14 protein-coding genes are annotated in these 17,128 nt (G+C 55.2%); 10 read left to right on the plus strand and 4 right to left on the minus strand.

Annotated features, from left to right (window positions below):
• The first annotated feature begins 67 nt into the window (after positions 1 to 67).
• The gene (locus tag OGY72_RS03485; protein ID WP_164562991.1) at positions 68 to 2,332 is read left to right on the plus strand and encodes a hydratase; all 2,265 of its coding nucleotides are present in this window, start codon (positions 68 to 70) and stop codon (positions 2,330 to 2,332) included.
• A gap of 95 nt (positions 2,333 to 2,427) precedes the next feature.
• Here OGY72_RS03485 and OGY72_RS03490 read toward each other — a convergent pair whose 3' ends face one another.
• Complete coding sequence (locus OGY72_RS03490; protein WP_048216339.1) at positions 2,428 to 3,711, minus strand: putative acyl-CoA thioester hydrolase; 1,284 nt, start codon at positions 3,709 to 3,711, stop codon at positions 2,428 to 2,430.
• 224 nt (positions 3,712 to 3,935) lie between these two features.
• Here OGY72_RS03490 and hutI point away from each other — a divergent pair, with 224 nt between their 5' ends.
• The 5 genes from hutI (at position 3,936) to hutH (ending at position 10,248) form a co-directional block, all read left to right on the plus strand.
• Positions 3,936 to 5,159 (plus strand): imidazolonepropionase, encoded by a 1,224-nt coding sequence (hutI, locus tag OGY72_RS03495; protein ID WP_286546822.1) that lies wholly within the window; start codon positions 3,936 to 3,938, stop codon positions 5,157 to 5,159.
• Positions 5,156 to 6,097: a formimidoylglutamase gene (gene hutG, locus OGY72_RS03500; RefSeq protein ID WP_126318775.1), complete on the plus strand. Its 942-nt coding sequence runs from the start codon at positions 5,156 to 5,158 to the stop codon at positions 6,095 to 6,097. The genes hutI and hutG overlap by 4 nt, the downstream gene beginning before the upstream one ends.
• A gap of 87 nt (positions 6,098 to 6,184) precedes the next feature.
• Positions 6,185 to 6,904: a histidine utilization repressor gene (locus OGY72_RS03505; RefSeq protein ID WP_003831502.1), complete on the plus strand. Its 720-nt coding sequence runs from the start codon at positions 6,185 to 6,187 to the stop codon at positions 6,902 to 6,904.
• A 136-nt stretch (positions 6,905 to 7,040) separates the two neighbouring features.
• Positions 7,041 to 8,726 (plus strand): urocanate hydratase, encoded by a 1,686-nt coding sequence (hutU, locus tag OGY72_RS03510; RefSeq protein WP_286546826.1) that lies wholly within the window; start codon positions 7,041 to 7,043, stop codon positions 8,724 to 8,726.
• Position 8,727: 1 nt separating this feature from the next.
• A complete protein-coding gene (gene hutH, locus OGY72_RS03515) occupies positions 8,728 to 10,248 on the plus strand; it encodes a histidine ammonia-lyase (RefSeq protein WP_032942757.1) in 1,521 nt (506 codons plus the stop codon).
• Between the two features lie 95 nt (positions 10,249 to 10,343).
• Here the strand turns inward: hutH and OGY72_RS03520 are convergent, their stop codons facing one another.
• Both OGY72_RS03520 and bioA read right to left on the minus strand, forming a co-directional pair.
• Positions 10,344 to 10,820, minus strand: a complete 477-nt coding sequence (locus OGY72_RS03520; protein ID WP_286546829.1) for a kinase inhibitor — start codon at positions 10,818 to 10,820, stop codon at positions 10,344 to 10,346.
• Positions 10,821 to 10,877: 57 nt separating this feature from the next.
• The gene (gene bioA, locus OGY72_RS03525; protein WP_286546831.1) at positions 10,878 to 12,167 is read right to left on the minus strand and encodes an adenosylmethionine--8-amino-7-oxononanoate transaminase; all 1,290 of its coding nucleotides are present in this window, start codon (positions 12,165 to 12,167) and stop codon (positions 10,878 to 10,880) included.
• Positions 12,168 to 12,243: 76 nt separating this feature from the next.
• On the opposite strand from bioA, the gene bioB reads away from it, so the two are divergent.
• The 4 genes from bioB to bioD are packed head-to-tail and all read left to right on the plus strand — an operon-like array spanning position 12,244 to position 15,868.
• Complete coding sequence (gene bioB / locus OGY72_RS03530; RefSeq protein WP_008784180.1) at positions 12,244 to 13,284, plus strand: biotin synthase BioB; 1,041 nt, start codon at positions 12,244 to 12,246, stop codon at positions 13,282 to 13,284.
• On the plus strand, positions 13,281 to 14,438 hold the full coding sequence (gene bioF, locus OGY72_RS03535; protein WP_286546834.1) for an 8-amino-7-oxononanoate synthase: 1,158 nt from the start codon (positions 13,281 to 13,283) through the stop codon (positions 14,436 to 14,438). The genes bioB and bioF overlap by 4 nt, the downstream gene beginning before the upstream one ends.
• The gene (bioC, locus tag OGY72_RS03540) at positions 14,422 to 15,177 is read left to right on the plus strand and encodes a malonyl-ACP O-methyltransferase BioC (RefSeq protein ID WP_149281378.1); all 756 of its coding nucleotides are present in this window, start codon (positions 14,422 to 14,424) and stop codon (positions 15,175 to 15,177) included. The genes bioF and bioC overlap by 17 nt, the downstream gene beginning before the upstream one ends.
• A complete protein-coding gene (gene bioD / locus OGY72_RS03545; protein WP_286546837.1) occupies positions 15,170 to 15,868 on the plus strand; it encodes a dethiobiotin synthase in 699 nt (232 codons plus the stop codon). Before bioC ends, bioD begins: the two co-directional genes overlap by 8 nt.
• Here bioD and OGY72_RS03550 read toward each other — a convergent pair.
• Positions 15,834 to 16,556: an ABC transporter ATP-binding protein gene (locus OGY72_RS03550; protein WP_286546839.1), complete on the minus strand. Its 723-nt coding sequence runs from the start codon at positions 16,554 to 16,556 to the stop codon at positions 15,834 to 15,836. The genes bioD and OGY72_RS03550 overlap by 35 nt on opposite strands.
• Positions 16,557 to 17,128 lie beyond the last annotated feature (572 nt).

Raw genomic sequence — 17,128 nt, forward strand, 5'->3', positions numbered from 1 at the left:
CATAAACCAGGTTTAAAACTTTTTATTGGCTGTGCGCTTATGTAAGCACAAGACTACGGAGTATCAAATGATTAAGCTGTATGAAAAAGGAATTTATCTCTCCGATAATAATGAAATTGTAGCTGAGGATTCTTTGCCTCGGCATATCTGCAAAGAGGATGCGAAAAAAGGAACTATAGCGTGGTCGATTCTCTCCGCGCATAATACGTCCGGTGATATGAATAAGCTTAAAATTAAGTTTGATTCATTAGCCTCACACGATATTACCTTTGTCGGTATTATTCAGACTGCAAAAGCCTCTGGCATGGAACGTTTTCCGCTGCCGTATGTTCTGACTAACTGCCATAACTCATTATGTGCGGTAGGGGGAACTATTAACGGTGACGATCATATGTTTGGTCTGTCTGCGGCACAGCGTTACGGCGGAATCTTTGTGCCGCCACATATTGCTGTTATCCATCAATACATGCGTGAAATGATGGCGGGCGGCGGCAAAATGATCCTTGGCTCAGACAGCCATACACGTTACGGCGCATTGGGTACGATGGCGGTAGGAGAAGGGGGCGGTGAGCTGGTCAAGCAACTGCTAAACGACACCTGGGACATTGATTATCCTGATGTCGTTGCCGTTTATCTGACCGGGAAACCCGCAGCAGGTGTTGGTCCACAGGATGTGGCGTTAGCGATCATTGGCGCGGTATTTAAAAATGGCTACGTCAAAAATAAGGTCATGGAATTTGTCGGCCCTGGTATTCGTCATCTCTCAACGGATTTTCGCAACAGCGTTGATGTGATGACCACCGAAACCACCTGTCTGAGTTCCGTCTGGCAAACGGATGATGAAACTCGTAGTTGGCTGGCATTACATGGACGTGAACAAGACTATCGCCAGCTCAGTCCGCAGCCGATGGCCTGGTACGACGGTTGTATTTATGTTGATTTGAGTGCGATTAAGCCGATGATTGCGCTGCCATTCCATCCAAGTAATGTCTATGAGATTGATACTCTCAATGAGAATCTGACGGACATTCTCCGGGAGATTGAAGTTGAATCTGCACGTATCGCTCAGGGTAAAGCCAGCCTCTCGTTGTTGGATAAAGTAGAAAATGGTCGCTTAAAAGTACAGCAGGGGATCATTGCTGGATGCTCGGGCGGCAACTATGAAAACGTGATTGCTGCGGCGCAGGCATTACGCGGTCAATCCTGCGGTAATGATGCTTTCTCGCTTGCTGTCTACCCCTCGTCACAACCGGTGTTTATGGATTTAGCGCAGAAAGGTGTTGTTACAGATTTACTGGGCGCGGGGGCTGTCATCAGAACCGCATTCTGCGGTCCATGCTTTGGCGCGGGCGATACGCCAATCAACAATGGTCTTAGCATCCGCCATACCACGCGCAACTTCCCTAACCGTGAAGGCTCGAAACCGGGCAATGGTCAAATGTCAGCCGTTGCGCTGATGGATGCGCGATCAATTGCGGCTACGGCAGCCAACGGAGGATTCCTCACTGCTGCGACGGATCTGGACTGCTGGGATACGGTGCCAGACTATGCGTTTAATCCTGCACCTTATAAGAGTCGCGTATACCAGGGGTTCGTGAAAGGGGCTACGCAGCAGCCGCTCATTTACGGCCCGAACATTAAAGACTGGCCGGAACTGGGCGCATTAACGGAAAATATTCTGCTAAAAGTGGCCTCGAAGATCCTTGATGATGTGACAACAACGGATGAGCTTATCCCGTCCGGTGAAACCTCATCGTATCGCTCTAATCCACTAGGACTGGCGGAATTTACGCTGTCTCGACGAGATCCCGGGTATGTGGGAAGAAGTAAAGCGACGTCGGAGCTGGAAAAAAGGCGCGTGGAGGGGGGCGACGTCAGCGAACTGGCGTCAGTTTTCGAACGCATCCAACAGATTGCCGGTCAGGAAAATGTGCAACCGTTGGATACTGAGATTGGTAGCATGATTTACGCCGTCAAACCTGGCGATGGCTCGGCGCGCGAGCAGGCGGCGAGCTGTCAGCGAGTGATTGGTGGCCTGGCAAATATTGCCCAGGAATATGCCACCAAGCGTTACCGTTCCAATGTTATCAACTGGGGTATGCTACCGCTCCAGATGGCAGAGCAACCTTCATTTGAAGTGGGTGACTATATCTATATTCCCGGTATTCGCCGCGCGTTAGATGAGTGCAGTAAAGAAATCGAAGCGTATGTGCTTCACGATGATGGTGAGGTGAGTGAAATCAGAGTGTATATGGAAAGCCTGACCGCAGAAGAGCGTGAAATTATTAAGGCAGGGAGTTTGATTAACTTTAATAAGTCGCGTTTGGTGTAACGCTAATTGTATGCCGGAGAGGGCGATTTTAGTCGCCATCCGGCACATTGCCCGGCAGAGCATGAATCTACCGGGCTTACATCAGAGAATGACGTTTACTGCTTAGGTTCAGCAACCACTTTGCTACCGATACCGCGGTTGTTGTATTCCCACATACGGTTGAAGTTGGTGTCGTTTAGGTTACGCTGGATTTCACCTTTGTCATCTTCCGCACCGGTATTACCGGCAAACGGGCGTTTTGCGATAACGCTGTCAGCCCATGGTTTTGCCATGTTAAAGCCTTCGTTAATCACGCTGTCACGAATCACGACCTGACCGTTAGTGTTGGAATCGACATCCAGCGAGCGGCCTAACTGCGCCACGCCATCGCCACTTGCCGTGAAGCGGCTATTAATCGCCAGGAAACCGTAGTAGATGTTAGACAGGGTAGCCGGTGCGAACACATAGGCTTCCTGCTGGGTACGGGAGTTCACTACGCGGAAATCGGTGTTATCGAACACTACGGCACCGCGACCGGAAACGATATCCACATCGCCCTCAATGTAGCTGTTGGTAACCAGCGTACGCGGTTGACGATCGTTTTCCAGACGGTTTTGTACACCGCTATTGGTCACGAAGAAGGTATTCTGGCGGCCCAGGATATTGACCTTGTTGATCTGCACTTTATCGCCATCAGTACGCAGTGCAACGGCCGGGTGGTTACCCGCATCAACGCTGTCACCCAGGTTGTTTTCGATGGTCAGGTTCTGCAATTGCAACCCGTTGTTTTGCGACCAGACGACAGCAGAACACATCACGCCAATATTCGTGCCGCGTTTGTTCTGACAATTATCAAACATATACCACGCAGGTTTACCCGGCATATATTTACCGGCTGGGTTCACCGTACGACGCCAGTCAGCGGTGCTCATTTCACCGTCAATGGCCTGGCCAATTTTCACATCAAGCGGTTTTTCGCCCATGCCGTACAGCGTCAGGCTACCTGTTGCTGCCGGGATATATACCGTGCCCTGGTACTCGCCTGGCATAATCGCGATGTACTGACGTTTGTTAGTACGTTTGATGATTGCTGCATCAACAGCGGCCTGAATGCTGGTATGGGTGACGCCCTGAGTCCCTGCCGGGCCAACGACGAAGTCAGGCTGTGCAGGCAGAGAAATAGAAGAAGGGCTCCACGGCGCAGTGTTTGGCGTCAGCGCAGAAAAATAGTGCGCAGTAACGAAGTTTTTCGCTTCATTAGCCGACAAAATCGGGCGCGAAGAGGTTCCTGGCGCGGTTTGATCGGAAGGAATTTGATCGGGCGGCGTAGAGCTACAGGCGGTCAGCGTCACGCCAAAAGCCATTGCCAGCGCCAGACGGGAAACTGATGATATGTTCACAGGTTGCTCCGGGCTTTAAAAGTTATCCATTAAAGCCTGCTTTTTTATACTAAGTTGAGCGAAACGGGAAGGCGAAAAGGTAAAAAGTTGTTTTTTATCGCAGCAATGTCTGGCGCGGAGAGTCTTTATATCACAAATAGATAACAATTATAGTTCTTCAGGTTGACAACATCCCTATAATCAAAAATAAATGTCTATACAACCTATGACAAGTGGTGAGTCGAATGCAGCAATTCTTCCCTGATGATGTTATCTGGCGCAATGTTCGTCTGGCGACTATGGACCCTGAACGTGGTACCCCATATGGGCTGTTGGACGGTCACGCGCTGATCGTCCGCCAGAGCAAGATTCGCGATATCGTCCCGGAATCATCTTTATATCTCACGCATGACAATACTTTTGATATGCAGGGCAGGCTGATTACGCCTGGCCTGATTGATTGCCATACGCATCTGGTCTTTGGCGGAAACCGCGCAGGTGAGTGGGAGCAGCGGCTAAATGGAGTCTCCTACCAGCAGATAAGCGCTCAGGGTGGGGGGATCAATGCCACCGTATCGGCGACCCGCAGCGCCACGGATGAACAACTCTTACACGTAGCCCATCAGCGGATGGAACAGCTGATCAAAGAAGGTGTTACGCTGCTGGAAATAAAATCCGGCTACGGCCTGGATTTACCGACAGAAGAGAAAATATTGCGCGTGGTGGCAGCGCTGGCGGCAGAGAATATCGTTGAAATCAGCCCGACGCTGTTGGCTGCGCATGCAACTCCAGCGGAATACCGGGATGATCCTGACGGCTATATTACGCTGGTGTGTGAGACCATTTTGCCGCAATTGTGGGAACAAGGGCTGTTTGAGACCGTCGATCTGTTCTGTGAAAGCGTTGGTTTTTCGTTGGCACAGAGTGAGCGGGTGTTTCAGGCTGCGCAGGCGCTGGGCATCCCGATTAAAGGCCATGTCGAACAACTGTCATTGCTTGGCGGCGCACAGTTGGTAAGCCGCTACCACGGGTTATCTGCCGATCATATTGAATACCTCGATGAAGCGGGCGTGGCGGCGATGAGCCAAAGCGGTACGGTCGGCGTGCTGCTGCCCGGCGCGTTCTATTTCCTCAAAGAGCAGCAGCGCCCACCGGTAGCGTTGCTGCGTCAATATCAGGTGCCGATGGCGGTAGCGACAGATTTTAACCCCGGTACCAGTCCGTTTATCAGCCTGCACTGGGCGATGAATATGGCTTGTGTCCAGTTTGGCCTGACGCCGGAAGAAGCATGGGCGGGTGTAACCCGTCATGCGGCTCGGGCACTGGGGCGTCATGCCACTCACGGCCAACTGAAGGCCGGATTTGTGGCCGATTTTGTGGTGTGGGATGCAACCCTCCCGGTCGAGATCCTGTATGAGCCCGGGCGCAACCCGCTCTACCAACGCGTATTCAAAGGACAAATAGCATGACTAACTGGCAACCAGCTTCACCTGCGCTGTGGCAGGGACGTGATGACCGGGCCGAATCGCCGAATGCGCTGCGCCTGTTTCAGACTATCACCCTGAGCCCGACGTTTAGCCCAGAAATGTACCGCGAGCAGATAGCGTTGCTCGGGTTTGCCTGTGACGAAGGCGTTAAACGTAATCAGGGGCGCACGGGCGCTGCCGGAGCACCCGATGTGCTACGCAAGGCGTTGGCGAATTTAGCCAGTCATGATGGGCACAATCGACTGGTGGATCTGGGAAATATTGTGGCGCAGGCTCCCGATCTTGAGGGCGCGCAGCAGGCGTTACGCAATGCAGTACAGCGCTGTCAGCACGAGAATATGCGTACCTTTGTTTTAGGCGGGGGACACGAAACCGCCTTTGCGCACGGCGCGGGCGTACTGGATGCGTTCCCGCAGGCGAAAGTGGGGATAGTCAACTTCGATGCGCATCTCGATTTGCGCCATGCCGGGCAGGCCACATCCGGTACGCCGTTTCGCCAGCTGGCGCAGCTTTGCGATGAACAGCAGCGTGAATTTCACTATGCCTGTATCGGCGTCAGTCGGGCGGCAAACACCCAGGCGCTTTGGGATGAGGCCCAGCGGCTCGGTGTTACGGTGGTGGAGGATCTGCATCGTGATACGGCGCAGGCGCAGTTAGCGCAGTTCATTGCCAATCTGGATGTCATCTATATGACAATCGACCTCGACGTGCTGCCTGTGTGGGAAATGCCCGGCGTGTCGGCCCCCGCCGCGCTTGGCGTACCGTTGGCGACGCTGCTGAGACTGATTGAGCCTCTGTGTCGTAGCGGTAAACTCCTGGCGGTGGATATGGTTGAATTTAATCCACGCTATGACGATGATGGCAGAGCAGCACGCGTGGCGGCGCGATTAGGCTGGCAAATCGCCCACTGGTGGCACTGACATACCTGATGGCGTTGCGCTTATCAGGTTCGGGTAATGCCTGTAAACTCTACCCACTCACATTTTCAGCTTAAGGAAGGCTCACGCATGCTCCCATCCCGTTCTGCTCCGGCTCCTTTTTACGAAAAGGTCAAACAGGAGATCAGCGAAAAAATTGCCAGCGGTATCTGGCAGCCTCACGATCGCATTCCTTCTGAGGCAGAGCTGGTGGCGCAATATGGTTTCAGCCGCATGACTATCAACCGGGCGCTGCGTGAGTTAACGGATGAAGGTTTACTGGTGCGTTTACAGGGCGTGGGGACGTTTGTCGCCGAGCCAAAAGGCCAGTCCGCGCTGTTTGAAATCCGCAGCATCGCGGATGAAATCAACGCCCGTCAGCATCAGCACCGGTGTGAAGTGCTGACGCTGGAAAAAACCCAGGCCAACGCGCAGCAGGCTTTGGTGTTAAACGTCAAAGAAGGCACCTCCATTTTTCACTCTGTCATGGTGCACTACGAGAACGATCTGCCGGTACAGATTGAAGATCGCTGCGTGAATGCCGAAATTGTGCCGGAGTATCTGGCGCAGGATTACAGCCAGACCACGCCGCACGCATACCTGTCGCTGATAGCCCCTTTAACGGAAGGTGAGCATATTGTTGAAGCGGTACGTGCCAGCGCTGAAGAGTGCGCGCTGCTGAATATTAAAGAACACGATCCCTGCCTGCTGATTCGTCGTAAGACCTGGTCTGCGTCGTCCATAGTCTCTCATGCCCGCTTGCTGTTTCCAGGTTCTCGCTATCGGCTGCAAGGGCGGTTTATGTCCTGATACAGGACATGAAAACCGTGATTGCTGACGCAATATAATAAAAATGTATCTTAATTGTTAAAATCACCCTTGCGATGACTTGTATAGACAAGTATATGTTTCTTATCTATCCGACGTTCGCGAGGAGTTTTCTGTCATGTCCCATAGCAAATATCGTCAGCAGGATATTCGTGCCCCGCGCGGCACCACCTTAACGGCCAAAAGCTGGCTGACCGAAGCGCCGCTGCGCATGCTAATGAATAATCTGGATCCCGATGTGGCGGAAAATCCGCATGAGCTGGTGGTATACGGTGGGATTGGCCGCGCCGCACGGGACTGGGAATGTTATGACGCCATCGTCAACGCGCTGACCAAACTGGAAACCGATGAAACTCTGCTGGTCCAGTCCGGAAAACCGGTAGGCGTATTCAAAACTCACGACAACGCGCCGCGCGTGCTGATTGCCAACTCCAACCTGGTGCCACATTGGGCTACCTGGGAACACTTCAACGAACTGGACGCCAAAGGTCTGGCGATGTACGGCCAGATGACCGCCGGGAGCTGGATCTACATCGGCAGCCAGGGCATCGTGCAGGGGACTTATGAAACCTTCGTTGAGGCCGGGCGTCAGCATTATCAGGGTAACCTGAGCGGACGTTGGGTGCTGACCGCCGGGCTGGGCGGCATGGGCGGGGCGCAACCGTTAGCCGCTACGCTTGCGGGTGCGTGTTCTCTGAACATTGAATGCCAGCAAAGCCGAATCGATTTCCGTCTGCGTACCCGTTACGTCGACGAGCAGGCGACATCGCTTGACGATGCGCTGGCGCGTATCGACAAGTACACCCGTGAGGGTAAAGCGGTCTCTATTGCGCTGTGCGCTAACGCTGCCGACGTTGTGCCGGAACTGGTGAAGCGCGGTGTGCGCCCGGATATGGTCACCGACCAGACCAGCGCCCACGATCCGCTGCATGGTTATCTGCCGTCCGGCTGGAGCTGGGAAGAGTATCAGGCAAAAGCGGCGTCCGATCCCCAGGGCACGGTGCAGGCGGCGAAACGTTCGATGGCAACGCACGTTGAGGCGATGCTGGCGTTTAGCAAAATGGGCGTGCCGACGTTTGATTACGGCAACAACATTCGCCAGATGGCCAAAGAGATGGGCGTGGAAAACGCCTTTGATTTCCCCGGCTTCGTACCTGCATATATTCGCCCCCTGTTCTGTCGCGGCATAGGGCCATTCCGTTGGGTGGCGCTTTCCGGCGATCCGCAGGATATTTATAAGACAGATGCCAAAGTGAAAGAGATCGTGGCTGATGATAAGCACCTTCATCACTGGCTGGATATGGCGCGTGAGCGGATTAACTTCCAGGGTTTACCAGCGCGTATCTGCTGGGTCGGCCTGGAGTGGCGACAAAAGCTGGGGCTGGCGTTTAATGAAATGGTGCGCAGTGGTGAAGTATCCGCGCCGATTGTTATTGGCCGTGACCATCTGGACTCCGGTTCTGTTGCCAGCCCAAACCGCGAAACCGAAGCTATGCGCGACGGTTCAGACGCCGTATCCGACTGGCCGCTGCTGAACGCGCTGCTTAACACCGCCAGCGGCGCGACCTGGGTGTCGCTTCATCACGGCGGCGGGGTTGGCATGGGCTTCTCCCAGCATGCCGGGATGGTGATTGTTTGCGATGGCACCGATGAAGCCGCGGCGCGCATCGCCCGGGTATTACATAACGATCCGGCGACCGGGGTGATGCGTCACGCTGATGCCGGGTATGACATTGCGGTGGAGTGCGCAGTTGAAGAAGGGCTGAATTTGCCGATGGTTGCCGCGACGCAGGAGAAACGCTGATATGAACACCATGACTCTCACGCCGGGCCATCTGAGTTTTACCCAGCTACGTGAAATCTGGCAGCAGCCGGTCAAACTGAGCCTGGATGCCGGGGCGATTGATGCAATCAACGCCAGCGTCGCCTGCGTCAATAATATTGTCGCTGAAGGCCGTACGGCGTATGGCATTAATACCGGCTTTGGTCTGTTGGCTCAGACCCGTATCGCCACGGAAGATTTGCAGAATTTACAGCGTTCGCTGGTGCTTTCCCATGCGGCAGGCGTTGGCGAAGCGCTGGATGACGCAATGGTTCGCCTGATTATGGTGCTGAAAATCAACAGCCTGGCGCGCGGTTTTTCCGGCATTCGTTTGAGCGTGATTGAAGCGCTGATTGCGCTGGTGAATGCCGAGGTGTATCCACTGATCCCGGCGAAAGGGTCGGTGGGCGCATCGGGCGACCTGGCGCCGCTGGCACATATGTCGTTGACGCTACTGGGCGAAGGTAAAGCGCGCTGGCAGGGGGAATGGCTCCCGGCGACCGACGCGCTGAAAAAGGCCGGACTGGAGCCGATCACGCTGGAGGCGAAAGAGGGACTGGCGCTGCTCAACGGCACTCAGGCTTCCACCGCCTTTGCACTGCGCGGGTTAATTGAAGCTCAGGAACTGTTTGCGTCTGCGACGGTGTGCGGGGCGCTGACCACAGAAGCCGTGCTGGGCTCCCGTCGTCCGTTTGACGCCCGTATTCATGCCGCGCGAGGGCAGCGTGGGCAGATTGATGCCGCAACGCTGTACCGTCATGTGTTGACCGACTCCAGCGCGCTTTCGCAGTCGCATCATAACTGTGAAAAAGTTCAGGATCCGTATTCTCTGCGCTGTCAGCCACAGGTGATGGGGGCATGTCTGACACAAATGCGCCAGGTGATGGATGTCCTGCTGGTTGAAGCCAACGCGGTTTCCGACAACCCGCTGGTGTTTGCCGAAGAGGGCGATGTGATCTCCGGTGGGAATTTCCATGCTGAACCGGTGGCGATGGCGGCAGATAATCTGGCGCTGGCGATTGCGGAAATCGGCTCGTTGTCAGAGCGGCGCATTGCGCTGATGATGGACAAACATATGTCGCAGTTGCCGCCGTTCCTGGTGAAAAATGGCGGGGTTAACTCCGGCTTTATGATTGCTCAGGTAACTGCCGCCGCGCTGGCGAGCGAGAACAAAGCGCTGGCGCATCCGCACAGCGTGGACAGCTTGCCGACATCTGCTAACCAGGAAGATCACGTGTCTATGGCTCCGGCGGCAGGGCGCAGACTGTGGGAGATGGCGGCAAATACGCGCGGCGTGATTGCCGTGGAGTGGCTGGCGGCGTGTCAGGGGATTGACCTGCGTGAAGGGTTAACCTCCAGCCCGTTGCTGGAGCAGGCGCGACAGGCGCTGCGCGAGCAGGTTGCCCACTACACGCAGGATCGCTTTTTTGCCCCGGATATTGAGTGCGCGACCGAGTTGTTAGCGCAAGGAACGCTGCTGCAATTGCTGCCTGAATTTCTGTAGAAAATTGCCTGATGTCGACGCTGACGCGTCTTATCAGGCCTACGGTCTGCTTTGTAGGCCGGATGAGGCGAAACCGACATCCGGCACAACACAGCTTAGCTAAACATCGCCGTAATCGAGGCGCTGGCGAGCGAGTGGAAATGGACGTTAAATCCAACCATCGCGCCGCTGGCACCTTCATCGACATCAATACGCTCCACATCCAGGGCGTGAACCGTAAAGATATAGCGGTGGGTTTCCCCCTTCGGCGGCGCAGCGCCACCATAACCCGCTTTACCAAAATCTGTACGGGTCTGAATCACCCCATCTGGCTGTGCAACCAGCCCGGAGCCGAATCCTTGCGGGAGTACGCGGGTATCAGCTGGCAGATTTACCACCACCCAATGCCACCAGCCGGAGCCGGTTGGCGCATCAGGATCAAAGCAGGTCACCACAAAGCTTTTGGCTCCTGCGGGCACGTCATCCCACGCCAGATGTGGGGAAATATTATCCCCGTCATACCCCATGCCGTTAAAGACGTGGCGATGCCCAAGCTTATCGCCATCGCGCAGATCGTTACTGATTAGTTTCATGCTGACTCCTCTTGTTAGCCAAAAAGTGTAGCCAGAAACCGTAGAGCTTACCGCTGATTAATCGCTAAAAAATGTTGCATTGCGCACAGCCTCGTTCACGGCCTGCGTCAGGCGACGCAACTGATCGGGCTGAATGATGTACGGCGGCATCAGGTAGATGAGCTTGCCAAACGGTCTTATCCACACGCCCTGTTCGACAAAGAACTTCTGTAACGCTGCCATATTCACCGGATGCGTGGTTTCGATTACGCCAATGGCGCCGAGCACGCGTACGTCCGCGACCCAACTGGAGTCTGCCGCCGGGGCGAGTTCTGCCCGCAGTTGCGATTCAATGGCCGCTACCTGCACGCGCCACTCGTCGGTTTCGAGTAACGACAGGCTGGCGGAGGCGACGGCGCAGGCCAACGGATTGCCCATAAAGGTTGGGCCGTGCATGAAGCATCCGGCTTCACCATTGCTGATGGTTTCTGCGACCTGACGTGTGGTCAGGGTTGCAGAAAGGGTCATCGTTCCGCCGGTTAACGCTTTGCCCAGGCATAAAATGTCCGGAGTGATGTCGGCGTGCTCGCAGGCAAAAAGCTTGCCTGTACGACCAAATCCGGTGGCGATTTCATCGGCAATCAGCAGGATCCCTTCCCGGTCGCACATCTTACGGATGCGTTTTAACCATTCGGGATGATACATGCGCATACCGCCAGCGCCCTGTACGATTGGCTCAAGGATCACCGCCGCAATTTCGTGGCGATGTGCGGCCATCAGACGGGCAAAAGGCACCATATCCAGTTCGTCCCACTCGCCGCCCATGCGGCTTTGTGGGGCAGGGGCAAACAGGTTCTCCGGCAGGTACCCCTTCCACAGACTGTGCATTGAGTTGTCGGGATCGCAGACCGACATCGCGCCGAAGGTATCACCGTGATAACCGTTACGAAATGTCAGGAAACGCTGGCGGGATTCGCCCTTAGCCTGCCAGTATTGCAGCGCCATTTTCATTGCGACTTCTACGGCGACCGACCCTGAATCCGCGAGAAAAACGCACTCCAGCGCCTCTGGGGTCATCGCTACCAACTGGCGGCACAGCGCAATGGCCGGGGCATGGGTAATGCCGCCAAACATCACATGCGACATGGTATCAATCTGCGTTTTCATCGCGGCGTTCAGCTGCGGGTGATTGTAACCGTGGATCGCCGCCCACCAGGATGACATGCCGTCAATCAGCTTCTCACCGCTGGCTAAAATCAGTTCGCAACCTTCGGCACGCGCCACCGGATAAACCGGCAACGGGGAGGTCATGGAGGTGTATGGGTGCCAGATATGGCGTTGGTCAAACGCAAGATCGTCCGTTGTCATAATCGACTTGTAAACCAAATTAAAAAGATTTAGGTTTACGAGTCTACACCAAACTAACAACGAAACGTATACCAATATGGCTCATTCTTCTCGCTGGACAATGTCGCAAGTCACCGAATTATTTGAAAAACCGCTGTTGGATCTGCTGTTTGAAGCGCAGCAGGTTCATCGTCAGCATTTCGATCCGCAGCAGGTACAGGTTAGTACGCTGCTGTCGATTAAGACCGGTGCTTGCCCGGAAGATTGCAAATACTGCCCGCAGAGCTCCCGCTATAAAACCGGTCTGGAAACAGAACGGTTGATGGAGGTTGAACAGGTACTGGACTCGGCACGTAAGGCGAAGCAGGCCGGCTCAACGCGGTTTTGCATGGGCGCGGCGTGGAAAAACCCGCATGAGCGCGATATGCCTTACCTCGAGCAGATGGTGCAGGGCGTGAAAGAACTGGGGCTGGAAGCCTGTATGACGCTGGGCACGCTGGACGAATCTCAGGCCCAGCGCCTGGCCAATGCGGGTCTGGACTACTACAACCACAACCTCGACACCTCGCCGGAATTTTACGGCAATATCATCACCACCCGCTCGTACCAGGAGCGCCTGGACACGCTGGATAAAGTGCGCGAGGCGGGCATTAAAGTTTGCTCCGGCGGGATTGTTGGGCTGGGCGAAACGGTGACCGACCGCGCGGGTCTGCTGCTGCAATTAGCGAATCTGCCGACGCCGCCGGAAAGCGTGCCGATCAACATGCTGGTGAAAGTGAAGGGCACGCCGCTTGCCGATAACGACGACGTAGATGCCTTTGATTTTATTCGTACTATCGCCGTGGCGCGTATCATGATGCCGACCTCATACGTGCGTCTTTCTGCCGGGCGCGAGCAGATGAACGAACAAACCCAGGCGATGTGCTTTATGGCCGGGGCCAACTCGATTTTCTACGGCTGCAAACTGCTGACCACCCCGAACCCGAACGAAGATAAAGATTTGCTGTTATTTCGCAAGCTGGGTCTTAACCCGCAGCAAACGGCGGTACTGGCGGGCGATAACGAACAGCAGCAACGGCTGGAGCAGGCGCTGCGTACCCCGGATACCGACGATTACTACAACGCGGCAACTGTATGACCTGGCAGCAAAAAATAGACGATGCGCTAACAGCGCGTCGTCGTGCTGATGCCCTGCGTCAGCGCTATGCAGTGACGCAGGGCGCGGGTCGCTGGCTGCAGGCCGACGGTCGTCAGTATCTGAATTTCTCCAGCAACGACTATCTCGGCTTAAGCCACCATCCACAAATTATCTGCGCGTGGCAGCAGGGCGCTGAGCGTTTTGGCGTCGGCAGCGGCGGCTCGGGCCATGTCAGCGGTTATTCCGTTGCTCATCAGGCGCTGGAAGAAGAGCTGGCGCAGTGGCTCGGCTATTCCCGGGCGCTGTTGTTCATCTCTGGTTTTGCCGCCAATCAGGCGGTCATTGCCGCACTGATGGGAAAAGATGACAAGATTGTTGCCGACAGGCTCAGCCATGCCTCGCTGCTGGAGGCTGCCAGTCTTAGCCCTGCCGTGTTACGTCGCTTTACCCATAACGACTCGCAACATCTGGATCGTCTGCTGACAGCCCCCTGTCCGGGGCAGCAGCTGGTGGTCACCGAAGGCGTGTTCAGCATGGATGGCGACAGCGCGCCGCTGGCAGAAATCCACGTGGTGGCGAAACGGCAGGGCGCGTGGCTGCTGGTGGATGATGCGCATGGGATTGGCGTAAGCGGTGAGGAAGGACGTGGTTCGTGCTCTCGACAGCAGGTGAAACCTGAGCTGTTGGTGGTGACATTTGGCAAAGGGTTCGGCGTCAGCGGTGCGGCGATCCTGTGTTCTGATAGCGTGGCCGATTATCTGCTGCAGTTTGCCCGTCATCTGATCTACAGCACCAGCATGCCGCCAGCCCAGGCTCAGGCTTTGCGCGCCGCGCTGGCGGTGATCCGCAGCCGCGAAGGCGATGAGCGCAGAGAAAAGCTGGCGAAGCTTATCCAGCGTTTTCGCGCAGGGGTGAATACTACGGATTTGACGCTGGCGCATTCAGACAGCGCTATTCAACCGCTGATCGTTGGCGACAATCATAAAGCCTTGCAACTGGCACAGACGTTACGGCAACAGGGGTGCTGGGTGACGGCGATTCGTCCACCGACGGTGCCGGTTGGGACGGCCAGGCTGCGGATTACGCTGACCCAGGCGCATGAAGTCCAGGATATCGACAGCCTACTGGAGGTGCTGCATGGTGCAGGTCAATAAGCAGGCGATTGCCGCTGCGTTTGGTCGCGCGGCCACGCACTATGAGCAACATGCGGAGCTTCAGCGTCAGAGCGCCGATGCGTTACTGGCACAACTCGATGGCCGGGCGTTCTCACGGGTTTTGGACGCGGGCTGTGGGCCTGGGCGTATGAGTCGTTACTGGCGGGAGCAGGGGAGCGAGGTCTGTGCGCTGGATCTGTCGGCACAAATGCTGACCGAAGCGCAGCGTCACGATGTTGCCCATCACTATCTGCTGGCGGATATCGAAGCCATTCCGCAGGCCGCTGCCACTTTCGACCTGGCCTGGAGCAATCTGGCCGTGCAGTGGTGCAACGACCTGCGCGGCGCGTTACGCGAGCTATACCGGGTGGTGCGTCCTGGCGGGACGGTGGCGTTTAGTACCCTGGCGCAAGGGTCGATGCCTGAACTTCGTCAGGCGTGGCGAGCAGTTGATGATCGGGAGCACGCCAACCGTTTTTTGCCGGTGGAGCAACTGGAAAACGCGCTGTGCGGCTGGGACGTTGAATACCAGTCTCATGCCGTCACGCTGTGGTTTGACGATGCGCTGAGCGCCATGCGCTCGCTGAAGGGTATTGGCGCGACGCATTTGCACGACGGACGCGAACAGCGTGTGCTGACCCGTTCGCAACTGCGTCAGCTACAACTCGCCTGGCCCTGTCAGCAGGGGAAATATCCGCTGACCTATCATCTTTTTTTGGGAGTGATTCAACGTGACTAACACCTATTTTGTCACCGGGACGGACACCGAAGTAGGTAAAACTATCGCCAGCTGTGCGTTGCTTCAGGCGGCGGGACAGCTGGGGTTGCAAACCGTCGGCTATAAGCCGGTGGCGTCAGGTAGTGAAATGACGGCTGAAGGTCTGCGAAACAGCGATGCGCTGGCTCTACAGCGCAACAGCGTTGTGGCAGTGGATTATGCGGCCATCAATCCGTATACCTTCGCCGAACCTACCTCACCGCATATCATCAGTGCTGACGAAGGGCGCCCCATTCAGGCCTCAGTGATGTCTGCGGGTTTACGCTTGCTTGAAGAACAGGCTGACTGGGTATTGGTGGAAGGTGCAGGCGGATGGTTTACGCCACTTTCGCCAACGCTGAGTTTTTCTGACTGGGTAAAAGCGGAACAACTGCCGGTGATTCTGGTGGTTGGCGTTAAGCTCGGCTGTATCAATCATGCCATTTTGACCGCCCAGGCGGTGCAGCAGGCCGGGCTGACGCTCGCCGGATGGGTTGCCAATGATGTGCAGCCACCCGGTAAGCGTCATGCTGAATATATGGCGACACTAAAGCGTGCGCTTGCGGCTCCGCTGCTGGGGGAAATTCCCTGGCTGGCAGAAGAGCCGGAGCGAGCTTTGACAGGCCGTTATATCGATCTTAGCGTTTTGTCTCTGGCGTCCACCAGTCGTTGATTAGCGGGTCGCTGAATTGTGTTATTTGCCCTTGAGCCACGTTGCGTCCACGATGTAACAAGCAATAGCAGTCAGCGACCCGACGAATAAACGGCAGGCTCTGCTCTGCGAGCATAATGGCAATGCCAAGCTCCTGACTTAGCCTCACAATCAGATTCCCCAGTTTGTGGATATACGCCTGGCCTGTTCCTCGTGTTGGCTCATCGAGGATCAGCAGGCGCGGGCAGGTGACCAACGCACTGGCGAGTGCAAGCTGGTGCTGGTTTTCCTCCGACAATGCCACCCCTTTGGCCTGACGCAGTACAAACAGCTGTGGAAACAGGCGGTAAATATCGTTGCTGCTCATTGCTTCACTTTCCTCAACCGCCTGGCGTGCAATGTGCAGATTTTCCTCTACCGTCAGCTGCGAAAAAATTCGCCGTTCCTGTGATACACAGTTAATACCCAGCGCAATGCGCTTTGCCGCCGGAATCTGAAGCAGATCGCAAGGTGGTGCGCCAGCCTGATGCCAGAACATGGTTCCGCTCTCAATCGGTAAATTGCCTGTGATGCAATTGGCCAGCGTGGTTTTTCCCATCCCTGGAAGACCCAGCACGGCGGTACATTTACCGGGCAACAGGTCGAGATCGACATCCCAAAGCGAGTGTTGATTACCGTAATAGTGATTCACTGCACGAAGACTCAACATAGATTTCTCCCTCATGATGATATCCGCCTCGCGGGCTGATGGTCGGGAGAAAACTGCAAATCTCTTGCCAGAAGCGGAATGAGGGGAAAATACAGCAGGGTAGCGGGTTGCGGTATCCGGCTTGTTGTGGATGAGCGGCGCAGTGTGCACATTGTCAGTGCCTGGTGGCGTTGTGATGGTGCAGGCAGGAAAATGATGAAAATGCGAGCAAGATCTCGGCCATCCCAGACCGCTTCGTTAGCTGATAAATATCAAAAAATAGCGATAATTTTTTTTTATCCCACCAAAAAAGAGCATCAGGACGTTTTTGCCAGGCTACAGTCCATACGGGCTGGAGGCAGTTATCCACTATTCCTGTGGATAACCTTGTGTATTAGAGTTAGAAAACACAATGTAAGCGAGAGAAGACGCGGCCTGCGACTAAATTGATGCGAAAGACGGCTTGAGATAATAATCATTAAATTACAGGATGTTAGATAAATGCAATGGCTGTCGCAGAAGTGTCATGTGTTGCCACAAAACTTTCATCGGGTAGCTTGACAAATGTTAAAAAAGTCATTGGTTTGGGGATA

It is taken from the genome of Citrobacter sp. Cpo221 (genome assembly GCF_030332345.1).
Lineage (GTDB): Bacteria > Pseudomonadota > Gammaproteobacteria > Enterobacterales > Enterobacteriaceae > Citrobacter > Citrobacter portucalensis.

What these genes read in the sequence shown, in the direction of transcription:
- bioB (WP_008784180.1), top strand. Translation starts at nt 12,244, where the DNA reads ATGGCTCATTCTTCTCGCTGGACAATGTCGCAAGTCACCGAATTATTT.
- hutG (WP_126318775.1), top strand. Translation starts at nt 5,156, where the DNA reads ATGACTAACTGGCAACCAGCTTCACCTGCGCTGTGGCAGGGACGTGAT.
- bioC (WP_149281378.1), top strand. Translation starts at nt 14,422, where the DNA reads ATGGTGCAGGTCAATAAGCAGGCGATTGCCGCTGCGTTTGGTCGCGCG.
- OGY72_RS03550 (WP_286546839.1), bottom strand. Translation starts at nt 16,556, where the DNA reads ATGTTGAGTCTTCGTGCAGTGAATCACTATTACGGTAATCAACACTCG.
- hutH (WP_032942757.1), top strand. Translation starts at nt 8,728, where the DNA reads ATGAACACCATGACTCTCACGCCGGGCCATCTGAGTTTTACCCAGCTA.
- OGY72_RS03505 (WP_003831502.1), top strand. Translation starts at nt 6,185, where the DNA reads ATGCTCCCATCCCGTTCTGCTCCGGCTCCTTTTTACGAAAAGGTCAAA.
- OGY72_RS03520 (WP_286546829.1), bottom strand. Translation starts at nt 10,820, where the DNA reads ATGAAACTAATCAGTAACGATCTGCGCGATGGCGATAAGCTTGGGCAT.
- hutI (WP_286546822.1), top strand. Translation starts at nt 3,936, where the DNA reads ATGCAGCAATTCTTCCCTGATGATGTTATCTGGCGCAATGTTCGTCTG.
- OGY72_RS03485 (WP_164562991.1), top strand. Translation starts at nt 68, where the DNA reads ATGATTAAGCTGTATGAAAAAGGAATTTATCTCTCCGATAATAATGAA.
- hutU (WP_286546826.1), top strand. Translation starts at nt 7,041, where the DNA reads ATGTCCCATAGCAAATATCGTCAGCAGGATATTCGTGCCCCGCGCGGC.
- bioF (WP_286546834.1), top strand. Translation starts at nt 13,281, where the DNA reads ATGACCTGGCAGCAAAAAATAGACGATGCGCTAACAGCGCGTCGTCGT.
- bioA (WP_286546831.1), bottom strand. Translation starts at nt 12,167, where the DNA reads ATGACAACGGACGATCTTGCGTTTGACCAACGCCATATCTGGCACCCA.